Annotated in this window: 14 protein-coding genes; 7 read left to right on the top strand and 7 right to left on the bottom strand. The window is 64.7% G+C overall.

The genetic code is table 11. The annotated features are described in order from the left end of the window. Window positions 1-74 precede the first annotated feature (74 nt). Window positions 75-899, top strand: a complete 825-nt coding sequence (locus tag XH96_RS19275; RefSeq protein ID WP_194393823.1) for a lytic murein transglycosylase — start codon at window positions 75-77, stop codon at window positions 897-899. Between the two features lie 83 nt (window positions 900-982). On the opposite strand, the gene XH96_RS19270 is transcribed toward XH96_RS19275, so the two are convergent. Continuing rightward, complete coding sequence (locus tag XH96_RS19270) at window positions 983-1,387, bottom strand: hypothetical protein (RefSeq protein ID WP_246790125.1); 405 nt, start codon at window positions 1,385-1,387, stop codon at window positions 983-985. Window positions 1,388-1,871: 484 nt separating this feature from the next. Between XH96_RS19270 and XH96_RS19265 the strand changes: the two genes are divergently transcribed. The 5 genes from XH96_RS19265 to XH96_RS19245 all read left to right on the top strand — a co-directional run bounded on the left by XH96_RS19265 (window position 1,872) and on the right by XH96_RS19245 (window position 6,588). Further along, window positions 1,872-2,024, top strand: coding sequence for a DUF1127 domain-containing protein (locus XH96_RS19265; protein ID WP_007590701.1), 153 nt, complete (start codon window positions 1,872-1,874; stop codon window positions 2,022-2,024). A 125-nt stretch (window positions 2,025-2,149) separates the two neighbouring features. Continuing rightward, complete coding sequence (trmFO, locus tag XH96_RS19260) at window positions 2,150-3,577, top strand: methylenetetrahydrofolate--tRNA-(uracil(54)-C(5))-methyltransferase (FADH(2)-oxidizing) TrmFO (protein ID WP_194393822.1); 1,428 nt, start codon at window positions 2,150-2,152, stop codon at window positions 3,575-3,577. A 7-nt stretch (window positions 3,578-3,584) separates the two neighbouring features. Further along, the gene (locus XH96_RS19255; RefSeq protein WP_194393821.1) at window positions 3,585-4,679 is read left to right on the top strand and encodes a serine/threonine protein kinase; all 1,095 of its coding nucleotides are present in this window, start codon (window positions 3,585-3,587) and stop codon (window positions 4,677-4,679) included. Between the two features lie 94 nt (window positions 4,680-4,773). Continuing rightward, the gene (locus XH96_RS19250; protein ID WP_194394179.1) at window positions 4,774-5,331 is read left to right on the top strand and encodes a CAP domain-containing protein; all 558 of its coding nucleotides are present in this window, start codon (window positions 4,774-4,776) and stop codon (window positions 5,329-5,331) included. Window positions 5,332-5,409: 78 nt separating this feature from the next. Next, window positions 5,410-6,588 (top strand): aminotransferase class V-fold PLP-dependent enzyme, encoded by a 1,179-nt coding sequence (locus XH96_RS19245; protein WP_194393820.1) that lies wholly within the window; start codon window positions 5,410-5,412, stop codon window positions 6,586-6,588. Between the two features lie 6 nt (window positions 6,589-6,594). Here the strand turns inward: XH96_RS19245 and XH96_RS19240 are convergent, their stop codons facing one another. Genes XH96_RS19240 through yajC form a run of 6 tightly spaced genes read right to left on the bottom strand, consistent with a single transcriptional unit; the run spans window position 6,595 to window position 12,236 of the window. Continuing rightward, window positions 6,595-7,836 (bottom strand): threonine ammonia-lyase, encoded by a 1,242-nt coding sequence (locus tag XH96_RS19240; protein ID WP_194393819.1) that lies wholly within the window; start codon window positions 7,834-7,836, stop codon window positions 6,595-6,597. A gap of 45 nt (window positions 7,837-7,881) precedes the next feature. Next, entirely contained in the window at window positions 7,882-8,745 is an 864-nt protein-coding gene (locus XH96_RS19235; protein ID WP_194393818.1) for a phytoene/squalene synthase family protein, read from the bottom strand. Further along, window positions 8,742-9,125 carry an Mth938-like domain-containing protein gene (locus XH96_RS19230; protein ID WP_194393817.1) on the bottom strand — a complete coding sequence of 128 codons (384 nt, stop codon included), beginning with the start codon at window positions 9,123-9,125 and terminating at the stop codon, window positions 8,742-8,744. The genes XH96_RS19235 and XH96_RS19230 overlap by 4 nt, the downstream gene beginning before the upstream one ends. Window positions 9,126-9,185: 60 nt before the next feature. Beyond that, window positions 9,186-10,205 carry a protein translocase subunit SecF gene (gene secF / locus XH96_RS19225; protein WP_194393816.1) on the bottom strand — a complete coding sequence of 340 codons (1,020 nt, stop codon included), beginning with the start codon at window positions 10,203-10,205 and terminating at the stop codon, window positions 9,186-9,188. 10 nt (window positions 10,206-10,215) lie between these two features. After that, on the bottom strand, window positions 10,216-11,820 hold the full coding sequence (secD, locus tag XH96_RS19220; protein ID WP_194393815.1) for a protein translocase subunit SecD: 1,605 nt from the start codon (window positions 11,818-11,820) through the stop codon (window positions 10,216-10,218). 47 nt (window positions 11,821-11,867) lie between these two features. Beyond that, complete coding sequence (yajC, locus tag XH96_RS19215) at window positions 11,868-12,236, bottom strand: preprotein translocase subunit YajC (protein ID WP_028179502.1); 369 nt, start codon at window positions 12,234-12,236, stop codon at window positions 11,868-11,870. Between the two features lie 181 nt (window positions 12,237-12,417). Here yajC and XH96_RS19210 point away from each other — a divergent pair, with 181 nt between their 5' ends. Continuing rightward, on the top strand, window positions 12,418-13,410 hold the full coding sequence (locus XH96_RS19210) for an ATP-binding protein (protein WP_194393814.1): 993 nt from the start codon (window positions 12,418-12,420) through the stop codon (window positions 13,408-13,410). The last annotated feature ends 66 nt before the right edge of the window (window positions 13,411-13,476 follow it).

Here is a 13,476-nt window from a genome sequence, read left to right as displayed (position 1 = left end):
GCCTTGCTTTGGCCGCGGTTCCGACCGAGATTGCGCGGACTGGTCAGATCGCTTCACGGAATTCATTTACTCGAATGACGCCGACGATTTCTCGTCTTGCTCTCGCAGCCTTCGCCCTCTCCGCTTCAATCCTGTCGGCCCAGCCAGCGCTCGCTGCAGTTGCCTGTGGCTCGGGCAATTTCGACGCTTGGCTTGCGGATTTCAAAACCGACGCTGCGGCGAAAGGCATCTCGCAGCAGGCCATCACCGCCGGGCTTGCCGGCGTGACGCTCGATCAGAGCGTGCTTAACCGCGACCGCTCGCAAAAGGTCTTCACCCAGTCCTTCGAGGAGTTTTCCGGCCGCATGGTGCCGCCACGCATGCAGCGCGGCTCCAACATGATGAAGCAATACGGCTCGGTGCTGTCGCGCATCGAGCAGGCCTATGGCGTACCCGGCGAGATCCTGGTCGCGATCTGGGGTCTGGAGACCGATTTTGGCGTCAACACCGGCAAGTTCGCGACGATCCGCTCGCTGGCAACGCTCGCCTATGACTGCCGCCGCTCCGAGCAGTTTCGCACCGAGCTGATGGACGCGCTGCGCATCGTCCAGCGCGGCGATCTCGCCCCGGCCGACATGAAGGGCGCCTGGGCCGGTGAGCTCGGCCAAACCCAGTTCATGCCGTCATCCTGGATGAAATATGCCGTCGATTTCGACGGCAATGGCAAGCGCGATCTCCTGCACAACGCGCCCGACGTGCTCGCCTCCACCGCCAACTATCTCGCCGGCTATGGCTGGCAACGAGGCAAGGATTGGCAGCCGGGCAGTCCGAATTTTGCGGTGCTTCAGCAATGGAACAAGAGCGAGGTCTATTCCAAGACCATCGCTTATTTCGCCACCCAGCTGGCGCGCGCCCCTTAGACCCTCGGACAAGCGAGTAAGGGCCGATCGCGCGGCGATCGGCCCTCTCTTTGATGCGCTGACTTCTCAGCTTTTGTTTGGTTCTATTTGGCCATGCTGGCCTGCATCGCCTTGTTCAGATGCGCACCGCACACACCCATCTTGCCGTTGAGCAGCGCGTCCTGCGCCGCTGCGATTTCCTTCTGCGCGACGAACTTGCTGTCGCCGTCGGCCATGTTCTCGATCGCGGTCTCCGTCTTCTCCAGATTCGTCCCGCTGCAACCGCCTGCGGCGTGCTTGGCGGCCTCAGCCGGCGCAACGGCGAACGCGACGGTAGCAATTGCGATAACCCCGAGTAACTTCGACATGACGTTACCTTCCTTCTTGTCCTTGCACAGACCAGCGACATTGCCGGATTCTGCGGCATGACTTTCATCTAGGCGCGTCAACTTGTCGCAATAAATTCTCCGCGAGAATTGCGTGATGCTGCGCATGGCGCAGAGAGGCATGCAGAAATTCTGCTCTTCATGACGGCCGTGTAATGAAGACTGCACGCAAAGCGTGCAGTCCGCGCGCAGGGGCGTTTACCGGTCGAAAGCGACAGACATCCAGGCGGATTCAACAGCGGATATGAATGAATATATATTCATATCTTTTGTTCCTGACACATGCGAATCGCGCATGTGTGACTTGGGTTCAGTAGCTAGTTCTGGTCCTTGGCGGGTGTAGAAAAAGCAACATATTTCCCTGGCTCATCAGCTCACGCTGGCGCCATAAGTCCGTGAATTCACGGGCATTTGTTGCCTGTTGCACGGGACGGTGCCCGTTGCTTGGGCGGGAGCGCCCTCGGGTTAATCGTTCGTTACAGACGCTATGCACCCTGCGCTTAGCTGCATCGCAACATAGGAACTTTCGCACTGCACTACTCCCATCTATATTCACTTCAACGATGAGGCTCGGGCAAGAGCTGAATCGAACTACAGGAGACTACCAATGCTGCTCTCGCTCATCCGCATGATCCAGGCCTTCCGGGACTATCAGCGCAATGTTGCCGAGCTGTCCCAGCTCAGCGATCGCGAACTGGCCGATATCGGCCTCGATCGCTCGGACATCCCGCGCGTTGCCGCCGGTCAGTATCAGGGCTGATAATCTCAGCCCCAACCGGACGACCCGATAGCGCCCGCCTCGTGCGGGCGTTGTCGTCTCTGGTGGCAGGAAAACTCGATCTCGGCGATTCCACTCTCCGCCGAAAAGCGCTACCTGTCCGCCCCATGACAGGACCCCAATCCAACATCGTCCACGTGATCGGCGCCGGCCTCGCCGGTTCCGAAGCTGCCTGGCAGGTGGCGAAATCCGGTGTGCCGGTGGTGCTGCACGAGATGCGGCCGACCCGCATGACCGAGGCGCACCGCACCGACGGGCTCGCCGAGCTCGTCTGCTCGAACTCGTTCCGCTCGGACGACGCCGCCAACAACGCCGTCGGCCTCCTGCACGCGGAGATGCGCCGGCTCGACTCGCTGATCATGCGCGCGGCCGATGCCAACCAGGTGCCCGCCGGCGGCGCACTCGCGGTCGACCGCGACGGCTTCTCGGCGGCCGTCACCAAGGCGCTGAAAGACCATCCCCTGATCGAGGTCACCCGTGGCGAGGTCGCAGGCCTGCCGCCGGCCGACTGGAGCAACGTCATCGTTGCCACCGGCCCCCTCACCTCCGCGCCGCTGGTCGACGCCATCCGCGAGCTGACCGACGAGAACGCGCTCGCCTTCTTCGACGCCATCGCGCCGATCGTGCACCGCGAGTCCATCGACATGTCGGTGGCCTGGTTCCAGTCGCGCTACGACAAGGTCGGCCCCGGCGGCAATGGCGCCGACTACATCAACTGCCCGATGACAAAGGAGCAGTATGACAGCTTCGTCGCCGCGCTGATGACCGGCGAGAAGACCGAATTCAAGGAATGGGAGACCAATACGCCCTATTTCGACGGCTGCCTGCCGATCGAAGTGATGGCGCAGCGCGGCCCCGAGACGCTGCGCCATGGTCCCATGAAGCCCGTCGGCCTCACCAATCCGCACGATCCCGCCACGAAGGCTTATGCGATCGTGCAGCTCCGTCAGGACAACAAGCTCGGCACGCTCTACAACATCGTCGGCTTCCAGACGAAATTGAAGTACGGCGAGCAGCAGCGCATCTTCCGCACCATTCCCGGTCTGGAGAAGGCCGAGTTCGCCCGCCTCGGCGGCCTGCATCGCAACACCTTCCTGAATTCGCCGAAGCTGCTCGACACTCAGTTGCGACTGCGCGCACAGCCGCGGCTGCGCTTTGCCGGCCAGATGACGGGCTGCGAGGGCTATGTGGAATCCGCCAGCGTCGGCTTGATCGCCGGTCTCTATGCGGCAGCGCAGGCCCGCGGCGAGACGCTTGTCAGTCCGCCTGGCACGACCGCGCTCGGATCGCTGCTCGGCCACATCACCGGCGGTCATATCGAGACCATCGAGCCGGGCACGCGATCGTTCCAGCCGATGAACGTCAATTTCGGCCTGTTCCCGCCGCTCACGACGATACCGACGAAGAAGCCCGATGGCACGCGATTGCGCGGCAACGAGAAGACGGTGGCCAAGAAGCAGGCGCTGAGCACACGGGCGCTCGCCGATCTCGATCGCTGGATCGCCGATCACCTTCGCATTGCCGCTGCCGCATGAGTCTTCGATGAGCCTGCCCAAAGACGACGCTGCAGAGCTGTCGGCGCGCTGGACCGAAGGCGTGCTGCTCAAGCGCGACGTGTTCTCGACCGTCGAGCGCGGCCGCTTCCGCGCCGAGAGCGGCGAGACCGACGCGGTGCTGCGCCGGCTCGACGAGGTGCCATGGTGGTCGTTTCCGCTGGCACGCCATCTGTTCGCCCGCGAGAAGCATGCGCTGGTGCGCGCCAAAGGCCTCGATGTCGGTCCCGAGCTGCTGTGGGCCGGACGCCGCGCGCTGGTGCGCGGCTTCGTCGACGGCGTCGCGCTGCATCTGGCAAAACCGCATGGCGATCTCGCCTATTTCCGCTCGGCCAAGGCCGCGCTGCGCCGGCTGCGCCGCGCCGGCATCTGCCACAACGATCTCGCCAAGGAGCAGAACTGGCTGGTCGGCCGCGACGGCCGCGCCTACGTGACCGATTTTCAGCTCGCCGCGTGCTTCAACCGTCGCGGCCGGCTCTATCGCATCCTGGCCTATGAAGACCTGCGGCATCTGCTGAAGCACAAGCGCTCCTACGCGCCGGAGGCGCTGACGCCGCGGGAGCGGAAGATCCTGGCGAAGAAGTCGTTCGCCGCACGCCTGTGGCTCGCCACCGGCAAGAAGGTCTATCGCGCCATCACCCGCGGCCTGTTCAACTTCACCGACCGCGAGGGCGGCGGCCGCCGGCTCGTCAACGACGCGCCGGTCCTCGCCGAACTGATCCGCCGGAATCCGGCCGTGCGCGACACCGCCATCGTCGCCTTTGCCGACCGCCGCTCCGGCGTCGGGCTCTATGCCTTCGTCGAAGCCGATCAGGCCGCGCTCGAAGGCCAGCTCCGCAGCGAGCTTGCCGCCGCCAAGGGACCGAAGCCGCCCGAGCACATCCAGATCGTGCACGCCTTGCCGCGCAACGCGAGCGGCGCGCCGCGCACCGAGGTCCTGCAACTGGTCGCCATGAACCAGCTCGACCTGATCGAGCCGATGATGAAGAACGAGCAGGACCGCGCCTTCCTGAAAGACATCCTGGAACAGCGCAAGAACCTGCGCGACCGCTTCAATTTCGAGGCGAAGCTGCCGGCGGGTTAGCATTGCGGCATGCCTTGAAGCGTCCACATTGGCGATGGAGAAACGCTTGGATAGCGCAGGGCTGGCAAAGATCATGGGCATTCGGGGGATGATGATGCATCGTGTGATTGGCGGGATGATCGCCGGCCTTCTGCTGCTGGCAGGCGCGCCCGCGATGGCTGACTCGCCGGCCGAGCTGATCTCGAGCTTCCGTCTCAAGCATGGCGAGGTCCGCGTCGTTCGCGATGCCACCCTCGACCGCATCGCCATGGATCAGGCCCGCGCGATGGCGGCGAAGGACGACCTCAGTCATGATGCGCTCGGGCCCTTCAACCGCCGCGTCGCGCCGGCGGGCGCGGGCCGCGCCGCCGAGAACATCGCCTACGGTTACGACAATTTCGAGAAGACGCTGGGACAGTGGATCGACTCGTCCGGGCACCGCAAGAACCTCCTGCTGCACAACGCCTCCCGCGTCGGCATCGCCAGCGCCAAGAATGCCAGCGGCAAGCGCACCTATTGGGCCATGGTGATCGCCGGCGATTACGAGCCGAAGGGCAAGGGTAAGGGCAAGAAGGACAAGGAGCCGCTGGTTGCCGTGAAGCGCGAGGCGGCGCCCGCAACCAAGCCCAGATCCAGCACCTGCACCATCAAGCTGCTCAGCCTCTGCATCTGAGCCAAGACTGCGCCGTCTTGCTCGCAGTCCTCGACGCGTCTAATTCATGCATCAAGATCGCGAGAAGCGGAGGCGTAAGTGATCGACCTCGACCGGATACGTGCCGACACGCCTGCCACCAGCCGGCTCACCTATCTCCACAACGCCGGCGCGGCGCTCATGCCGACCCCCGTTGTCGCTGCAATGAAGCAGCATATCGACCTCGAAAGCGAGATCGGAGGCTATGCCGCCGCTGACCGCGAAGCCCAGCGGCTCGACGCGGTCTATGGCTCGGTCGCGCGCCTGCTGAATGCCGCCCCAGACGAGATCGCCCTCGTGGAGAACGCGACGGTTGCCTGGCAGATGGCGTTCTATTCGCTTCCGTTTCGCCGGGGCGACCGGATCCTGACCGCCGAAGCGGAATACGCCGCCAACTATGTCGCCTTCCTTCAGGTCGCCAAGCGCACCGGCGCGATCATCGACGTGGTGCCGAGCGATGCCAGCGGCGAGCTCGACGTGCACGCGCTGGAGCGCATGATCGACCGACGCGTGAAGCTGATCGCCATCACCTGGGTTCCGACCAATGGCGGGCTGGTCAATCCGGCAGAGGCAATCGGCAGGATCGCGCGGGCGCATGGCATTCCCTATCTGCTCGACGCCTGCCAGGCGGTCGGGCAGATGGCGGTCGACGTCGAAGCCATCGGCTGCGACATGCTGTCGGCTACGGGCCGCAAATTCCTGCGCGGCCCGCGCGGCACCGGTTTTCTCTACGTCCGCCGTGCACTGCTGCAGCAGCTCGAGCCGCCGATGATCGACCATTTTGCAGCGCCCTGGGTCTCTCGCAATGAATATCGGCTCCGCGACGATGCGCGCCGCTTCGAGACATGGGAGAATAATTACGCGGCCCGGCTTGGGCTCGGCGCTGCCGTCGACTACGCCCTCGAGATCGGACTCGCTCCGATCGAAGAACGCAGCCGCCTGCTTGCCAGCGGCCTGCGCTGCGGGCTCTTCAGCATTCCCGGCGTCATCATTTACGACCTCGGACGTGCGCCGGGCGCAATCATCAGCTTCACATTGTATGGATATGAGGCGGAGGCCATTGTCAGCAGCGCCGCGACGGCGGGCATCACAATCGGCGCTTCAGAGCCGTCAAGTACCCGCATCGATGCCGAGATCCGCGAGCTGCCGCCGCTCGTGCGGGCTTCCCCCCACTACTACAACACCCAAGCCGAGATCGACCGGCTGATCGACCACGTCGCGGATTTGGCGTCACGTTAGCGGTGCTCAGGTGCAGCGCGCGCTCAAGCCGGACGCGTTGAGCCTGGCCATCACCTCGTCGAGATGGGCGGCATCGCGGGTCTCGATGACCAATTGCAGGAGCGTCGCCTTGGCCGGCAGGTCAGAGAAGGTCCGCTGATGCGAGACTTCGATGATGTTGGCGCCGGCTTCGGCCAGCAGCGCTGCCACCGCGGCGAGCTGCCCCGGCCTGTCCGGGATATCGAGCGACAACTGCGTCAGCCGCCCCTCTCGCGCCAGCTCTCGGGTGAGGACGGAGGCAATCAGCCGCGTGTCGATATTGCCTCCGCTCAGCACCAGGCCGACCTTCTGGCCGGCAAAGCGGGACGGATCGGACATCAGCGCGGCGAGGCAGGCGGCGCCGGCGCCCTCGACCACCGTCTTCTCGATCGAGATCAGGGTTGCGACCGCACGCTCGAGCTCGGCTTCGTTGACCAGTGCGATATCGTCGACGAGACGACGGACGATCTCGGTCGTGATCTTCCCCGGCGATTTCACTGCGATGCCTTCGGCCAACGTATCGCCGCGCGCCGGCAGATTGCCGTCATGGATCGCGTTGTACATCGAGGGATACAGCCAGGCCTCGACGCCCAATATCCGCAGCGACGGCTTGATCGATTTCGCAGCAATGGCGATACCGCTGATCAACCCGCCGCCGCCGATCGGAACGACCAGCGTGTCGAGATCCGGTACCGCCTTCAGCATTTCCAGCCCGATCGTGCCCTGTCCCGCGATGACAAGCGGATCGTCATATGGGTGGACGAAGATCATGCCGCGCGCTTCACCGTGGCTGCGCGCGAAGGCGGCCGCCTCTTCCAGCGTCGCGCCCGTGACCACCACCTCGGCGCCGTGATGTCTGGTGTTCTCGATCTTCACCATGGGCGTGCCGATCGGCATCACGATGGTGGCGGGAATGCCGAGCCGCTTGGCGTGGTAGGCGACGCCTTGCGCGTGGTTGCCCGCGGACATTGCGATCACGCCCCGCGCGCGCTCTTCCGGCGTCAGCGCGGTGAGTCGGTTGAGCGCGCCGCGCTCTTTGAACGAGGAGGTGAACTGGAGGTTCTCGAACTTCAGCCAGATGTCGCAGCCGCAGATACTGCTCAGTGTTCGGCTGTGGCTGCAGGGCGTCTCGACGACGGCGCCGCGGATGGTCTCGGCGGCCGCAAGAATGTCGCTTGGTGCGACCGGAAAGCCGCTGAGATCGGACGTGCTTCGGGATAAGTCAGCCATAGGACAGCATAGAGCATTTGGCGGGCTCAGGCGATAAGCCAGCCGCTATTTGGTAAATTCACGCGATCGCGAGGCGCGCAACAATGTCCAGAGCGTGCGCAGCCGCGACGATGGCTGCAGCGTAAACGGGTTGCGTCCCGGACGCGACAGGCGCTCGAGATCGGCCTGCGCCTGGCTCAGCGGCAGAAACGCCGGCCGCATGGGCGGCGCCACCTGCGCCAGCAGCGAGAAAGCCGTCGTCAGATGCTGCCGGGCTTCACCCGCAAGCTGCTCCAGCACCGCACGGAGATTGGGTGTCTCCTTGCCGGCGAAGACATCCTCGATGCTGCAATTGTGCCTCTCCATCAGCTGTTGCGGCAGGAACAACTGCCGATGCGCGGCATCGCGCGGCAAGTTGGCGATGACCTGCACGATGCCCTGTGCCAGCCCGGCATAGCGGGCGAGATGATCGACCGCCTCCGACGGAGGTCCCAAAACCTGCGCCGCCAGACCGAACAGCGCCGATGAGGTCGCGGCCAGATAGCCTTCCAGCGCGGCCATGGTCGGCATCGGGTCGTTGTAGAGATCGAACTGGTGCTCGTCGGCAAGCAGCGACAGCGGCTCGACCGGCAGGTTGAAATCACGGATCGCACGGAGCAGCTCGGCCGCCACCGGATTGCCCTCGGCGCTGCCATGGACATGGCCCGACAGCATGTCGGTCCACCATTGCAGGCGGATCTCGCCCGGCAAGGGCTGGCTCACCTGGTCGCGGACGCGGACGATCTCGACGTTGAAGGCATACAGGGCCAGCAACGCGCGGCGCTCGGCGGTCGGCGCGAACAGAGTCGCGGCGTAACGCGGAAAATCGTGGCTGCGCACCAGATCGGCGCAGAAGGCAACGGAATCGGGCGGCGCCGCAGGGCTGCTCATGGCACGGCGATCAGCGCAGCGGCAACCCGCCGCCGTTCGCCGATCATGATGTTGTAGGTCCGTACGGCGGGTCCGGTCTGCATCGTGTCCAGCACCACCCTCACGGCCTTGAGCGCCTGACGCAGCTCCGGCGGCGGCAGCCACAGCCCGGTTCCGGTGCCGACCAGGAGCGTGTCGATGCTGTTGGCCGCCGTGAAGACCCGATCCAGCGAATAGCGGTCGATCTTCGTGGGGTTCGTCACGTCCCACGCCCAGATCGCGTCCGGCAGGCAGAGCAGCGAGCCCCGATGCGACATGCCGGCAAAGGCGAAGCCGCCCTTGCCATAGGCGTCGATCGGCGCCGAGCGCGGGAAATGCGGAGCATTGGGATCGCCGGCCATGAGCTTCGTCCGAATGGGCTTACTGCCCTCGCAAACTCCTGCGAGGGCACGAGGTTCGGATCATGCCTTGTTTTTCTTCGCCGGCGTAGTCGCTTCCACCGCATCTTCGCGATGCTCGCCGACGCCGAGGTAGATCAGGATCGGGGCCGCGATGAAGATCGAGGTGTAGGTGCCGACCAGCACCACGCCGAACATCATCACTGCGGTAAAGCTGTGGATCGCGTGTCCGCCGAACAACAGCAACGCGAGCAGCGCCAGCGTCACCGTGAAGTGAGTGATGATCGAGCGCGAGAGCGTCGAGTTGATGGACTCGTTGAGAAGCTGCGGCATCGGCATCTTCTTGTAGCGCCGCAGCATTTCACGAATACGATCGTAGATGACGACGGTGTCGTTGAGCGAATAGCCCAGGATCGTCAGCAGTGCGGCGATACTGGTCAAGTCGAAATCGACCTGGCTGATGGACATGAAGCCGATGGTCAGCACGATGTCATGCACGTTCGCGATCATGGCGCCGAGCGCGAACTGCCATTCGAACCGGAACCAGAGATAGATCAAGATGCCCAGGATCGCGAGCATCAGGCCGAGCATGCCGTAGGCCAGCAGTTCGCCTGAGACGCGCGGGCCGACCACCTCGACGCGGCGGTATTCGACGGAATCGCCAAGCGCGGCGCGAACCTTCTGCACGGCCTCCTGCTGGGCGGCGTCGCCGCCCGGCTGCTCCGCGACGCGGATCAGGACGTTCTCGGGTCCGCCAAACTGCTGCAGCTGGACTTCGCCAAGACGCAAGCCATCCAGCGTCGTGCGCATCGCCGCGATGTCGGCGGCGCCGGATTTGGCCCGCACTTCGAGCAGCGTGCCTCCCTTGAAATCGATGCCGAAATTCAGGCCGTGGGTGAAGAACAGCGTGATCGCGACGATCGATAGCGCCGCCGAGATCGGGAAGCTGATGCGGCGGAAGCGCGTGAAGTCGAAATGCGTATCGTCAGGGACGATGCGCAGCGACGGCAGCCAGCCGAACACCGAGACCACGGTGAGAATGGCAATGAGGACGCCGAGCCCGACGAGAACGGTGTGAGTCACTATCAGGCTCCTAGATCGGCACGCTCTGCGGCCGCTTCCACCGCACCCACCAGGCGACGATCAGCCGGGTCATGGTGAAGGCGGTGAACACCGTGGTGATGATGCCGATTCCGAGCGTCACGGCAAACCCGCGCACCGGGCCGGTGCCGATGTAGAACAGCACCGCCGCGGCAATGAAGGTGGTGATGTTGGAATCGAGGATGGTCGCGAGCGCCCGCTTGAAGCCGGCGTCGATGGCCGAGATCGCGTTGCGGCCGCCGCGCAGCTCCTCGCGGATACGCTCGTAGATCAGCACGTTGGAGTCCACCGCGATACCGACGGTGAGCACGATGCCGGCGATGCCGGGCAAGGTCAGCGTGGCATTGAGCAGCGACAGCAGGCCGAAGATCATCGCGACGTTGATCGCCACCGCGATGTTGGCGAACACGCCGAACAGGCGGTAGGTCAGCAGCATGAAGACGATGACGAGGATCGAGCCGACATAGGCCGCAAGCTCGCCCTTCTCGATCGAATCCTGGCCGAGGCCCGGACCGACGGTGCGCTCCTCGACCACCGTGAGCGGCGCCGGCAGCGCGCCGGCGCGCAGCAGGATCGCGAGATCGTTGGCCGATTGCACCGTGAAATTGCCGGAGATCTGGCCTTGGCCGCCGGTGATGGGCTCGCGGATGACCGGTGCCGAGATCACCTTGTTGTCGAGCACAATCGCGAAGGGCAGTCCGACGTTCTCCGTCGTGGCCTGCGCGAACTTGCGCGCGCCCGAGGTGTTGAACTTGAAGCTAACGACCGGCTCGCCCGTGCGCTGGTCGAAACTCGCCTGGGCGTCGGTCAGGTCGCCGCCGGCGACGAGCACCTGCTTCTTGACCACGTAGGGCGTGGGCGGCGGCGATGCGCTCATCAGCAGCTCGGATTCCGGCGGCAACCGCCCCTGCTGCGCCTGGTCCGGCGGCACGGAGGTGTCGACCATGCGGAATTCCATCTTCGCGGTCTTGCCCAGCAGTTCCTTCAGGCGGGTCGGATCCTGAAGACCCGGCACCTGCACCAGGATACGGTCATTGCCCTGGCGCTGGATCACGGGCTCGACGGTGCCGAGCTCGTTGACGCGGCGTTCGACGATCTGGATCGACTGCTCGATGGTCTTGCGCATGCGGTCGAGCATCGCGGCCTGTGGGATGCTCAGGCGGATCACACCGCCGCCGGCATCAGCCACCTCGAGGTCGCGCTGACCGCTGGATCCCATGAGGCCGCCCAATGGCTGGGACAGCTCCCGCAGCTTGGCGAGTGCAGCCTGCGCATCGGATTCCTTGGTGATCCGAACCTCGACCGCGTCGTTGCGCACGGTGACGCCGCCGGTGAAGCCGATCTTGGCATCGCGCAGCGTCCGGCGAACGTCGTCGCGGACTTGGTCGAGCCGCTCCTTCTTCACGTAGTTGGAATCGACCTCGAGCAGCAGGTAGGAGCCGCCCTGGAGATCGAGGCCGAGCACGATCCTGCGCTGCGCCCAGGCGGGCCAGGTCTTGACCTGCGCCTCGGGGAAGAAGTTGGGGACCGCGCAGAGGCACACGATCAGCGCCGTGAGGATAATCCCCAGCGCCTTCCACCGCGTGAAATACAACATCGACTGGACCTGTCAGATCAGGAGACTTGAGAGACTCGCGCGTGCGCTCATTTCGCCGCGGTGTCGTCCTTGGCGCTATCCTTCGAGCTTTCTTTCGCCGGCTCGCCCTTGGCTCGCACGCCGGAGATCATCTGGCGCATCTGCCGCACGCGCACGCCGTCGGAAATCTCGAACTCGATCTGGTCGTCGTCGACGACCTTGGTGACCTTGCCGACGAGGCCTCCCGAGGTCACGACGGTGTCGCCGCGGCGGATGTTCTTCACGAGTTCGGCGTGGTCGCGCACCTTCTTCTGCTGCGGACGCAGAATCAGGAAGTACATGATCACGAAGATCAGGGCGAACGGCAGCAGCGACATCAACATGCTGTTGGTGTCGCCGGCGCCCGCGGCCTGGGCATACGCAGGGGTAATCAGCATTCGGACGATCCTCGTGAAAACGGGAGAAAGCCGGTCAGGCCCTCAAGGCGACCGGTTCGGTCAAATTCGCGCGGACTATAGCGGCCATTGCCCCAATTGCAACGCTGCCAGACCGCCCTTTTGGGCCACCTTGCGGTGCGCCGTGAGGCCCGATAAGGCTGCGTTCTCAGGAACTTCGGACATGCCCAAAAAACCAAGCAAAAGCCCGGCCGGCAAAGGCCCCCGCACCCCTGCCAAGAAGCGCGCCCGCGTCGCGGCAAAACGCCCCACGGCAGCCTCCAAAGCCATCGCCAAGGCAGCCCCGGACCTCGCGCAGGAGCGCATCGTGCGCGCGCTGGAGACGATCGCGGCGCACCTCTCCGCCCAGGGGATGCCGGCCGCCGAGCGCGAATCGTTCGAACGGGCGGATGCTTATGTCTGGCATCCCGACGGGCGCCTTGCGGCCGTGCCGCGGGTCAGCCGCGTCGAGCTGTTCCTGCTGAAGGGCGTCGACCGGATGCGCGACATCCTGATGGAGAACACCGAGCGCTTCGCCAATGGCCTGCCGGCCAATAACGCCCTGCTCTGGGGTGCGCGCGGCATGGGCAAGTCGTCGCTGGTGAAGGCAGCGCATGCCAGCATCAACGCGGAGCGCAAACCGGCCGACAAGCTGAAACTAGTCGAGATCCACCGCGAGGACATCGAGAGCCTCCCCGCACTGATGGAGCAGCTGCGGGCCTCGTCCTTCCGCTTCATCGTGTTCTGCGACGACCTCTCCTTCGACGGCAACGATGCCTCCTACAAGTCGCTCAAGGCCGTGCTCGAAGGCGGCATCGAGGGCCGGCCCGAGAACGTCATTCTCTACGCCACCTCCAACCGCCGCCACCTGCTGGCGCGCGAAATGATCGAGAATGAGCGCTCGACCGCGATCAATCCGGGGGAAGCGGTCGAGGAGAAGGTGTCGCTGTCGGATCGCTTCGGCCTCTGGCTCGGCTTTCACCGCTGCAGCCAGGACGAATATCTTGCCATGGTGCGGGGCTATTGCAGCCATTTCGGCATCAGGATCGATGACGAAGCGCTGGAGCGCGAGGCGCTGGAATGGTCGACGACGCGCGGCTCGCGCTCGGGCCGCGTCGCCTGGCAGTTCGTGCAGGAGCTGGCGGGACGGCTCGGCGTGAAGCTGACGGCGAAGTAAGGCTCGCTATCGCCTCACCCACCACTGTCATTCCCCGCGCAGGTGGGGAATCCAGTATTCCAGAGA

Source organism: Bradyrhizobium sp. CCBAU 51765, assembly GCF_015291725.1.
Lineage (GTDB): Bacteria > Pseudomonadota > Alphaproteobacteria > Rhizobiales > Xanthobacteraceae > Bradyrhizobium > Bradyrhizobium liaoningense.
The sequence above is the reverse complement of the archived record's forward strand: the minus strand, read 5'-3'. Positions and strand labels throughout refer to the sequence as shown.

Excerpts from the sequence above, each read along its gene's own strand:
- XH96_RS19275 (WP_194393823.1), top strand. The coding sequence starts at position 75 with ATGACGCCGACGATTTCTCGTCTTGCTCTCGCAGCCTTCGCCCTCTCC.
- XH96_RS19270 (WP_246790125.1), bottom strand. The coding sequence starts at position 1,387 with ATGCCTCTCTGCGCCATGCGCAGCATCACGCAATTCTCGCGGAGAATT.
- XH96_RS19265 (WP_007590701.1), top strand. The coding sequence starts at position 1,872 with ATGCTGCTCTCGCTCATCCGCATGATCCAGGCCTTCCGGGACTATCAG.
- trmFO (WP_194393822.1), top strand. The coding sequence starts at position 2,150 with ATGACAGGACCCCAATCCAACATCGTCCACGTGATCGGCGCCGGCCTC.
- XH96_RS19255 (WP_194393821.1), top strand. The coding sequence starts at position 3,585 with ATGAGCCTGCCCAAAGACGACGCTGCAGAGCTGTCGGCGCGCTGGACC.
- XH96_RS19250 (WP_194394179.1), top strand. The coding sequence starts at position 4,774 with ATGCATCGTGTGATTGGCGGGATGATCGCCGGCCTTCTGCTGCTGGCA.
- XH96_RS19240 (WP_194393819.1), bottom strand. The coding sequence starts at position 7,836 with ATGGCTGACTTATCCCGAAGCACGTCCGATCTCAGCGGCTTTCCGGTC.
- XH96_RS19235 (WP_194393818.1), bottom strand. The coding sequence starts at position 8,745 with ATGAGCAGCCCTGCGGCGCCGCCCGATTCCGTTGCCTTCTGCGCCGAT.
- XH96_RS19230 (WP_194393817.1), bottom strand. The coding sequence starts at position 9,125 with ATGGCCGGCGATCCCAATGCTCCGCATTTCCCGCGCTCGGCGCCGATC.
- secD (WP_194393815.1), bottom strand. The coding sequence starts at position 11,820 with ATGTTGTATTTCACGCGGTGGAAGGCGCTGGGGATTATCCTCACGGCG.
- yajC (WP_028179502.1), bottom strand. The coding sequence starts at position 12,236 with ATGCTGATTACCCCTGCGTATGCCCAGGCCGCGGGCGCCGGCGACACC.
- XH96_RS19210 (WP_194393814.1), top strand. The coding sequence starts at position 12,418 with ATGCCCAAAAAACCAAGCAAAAGCCCGGCCGGCAAAGGCCCCCGCACC.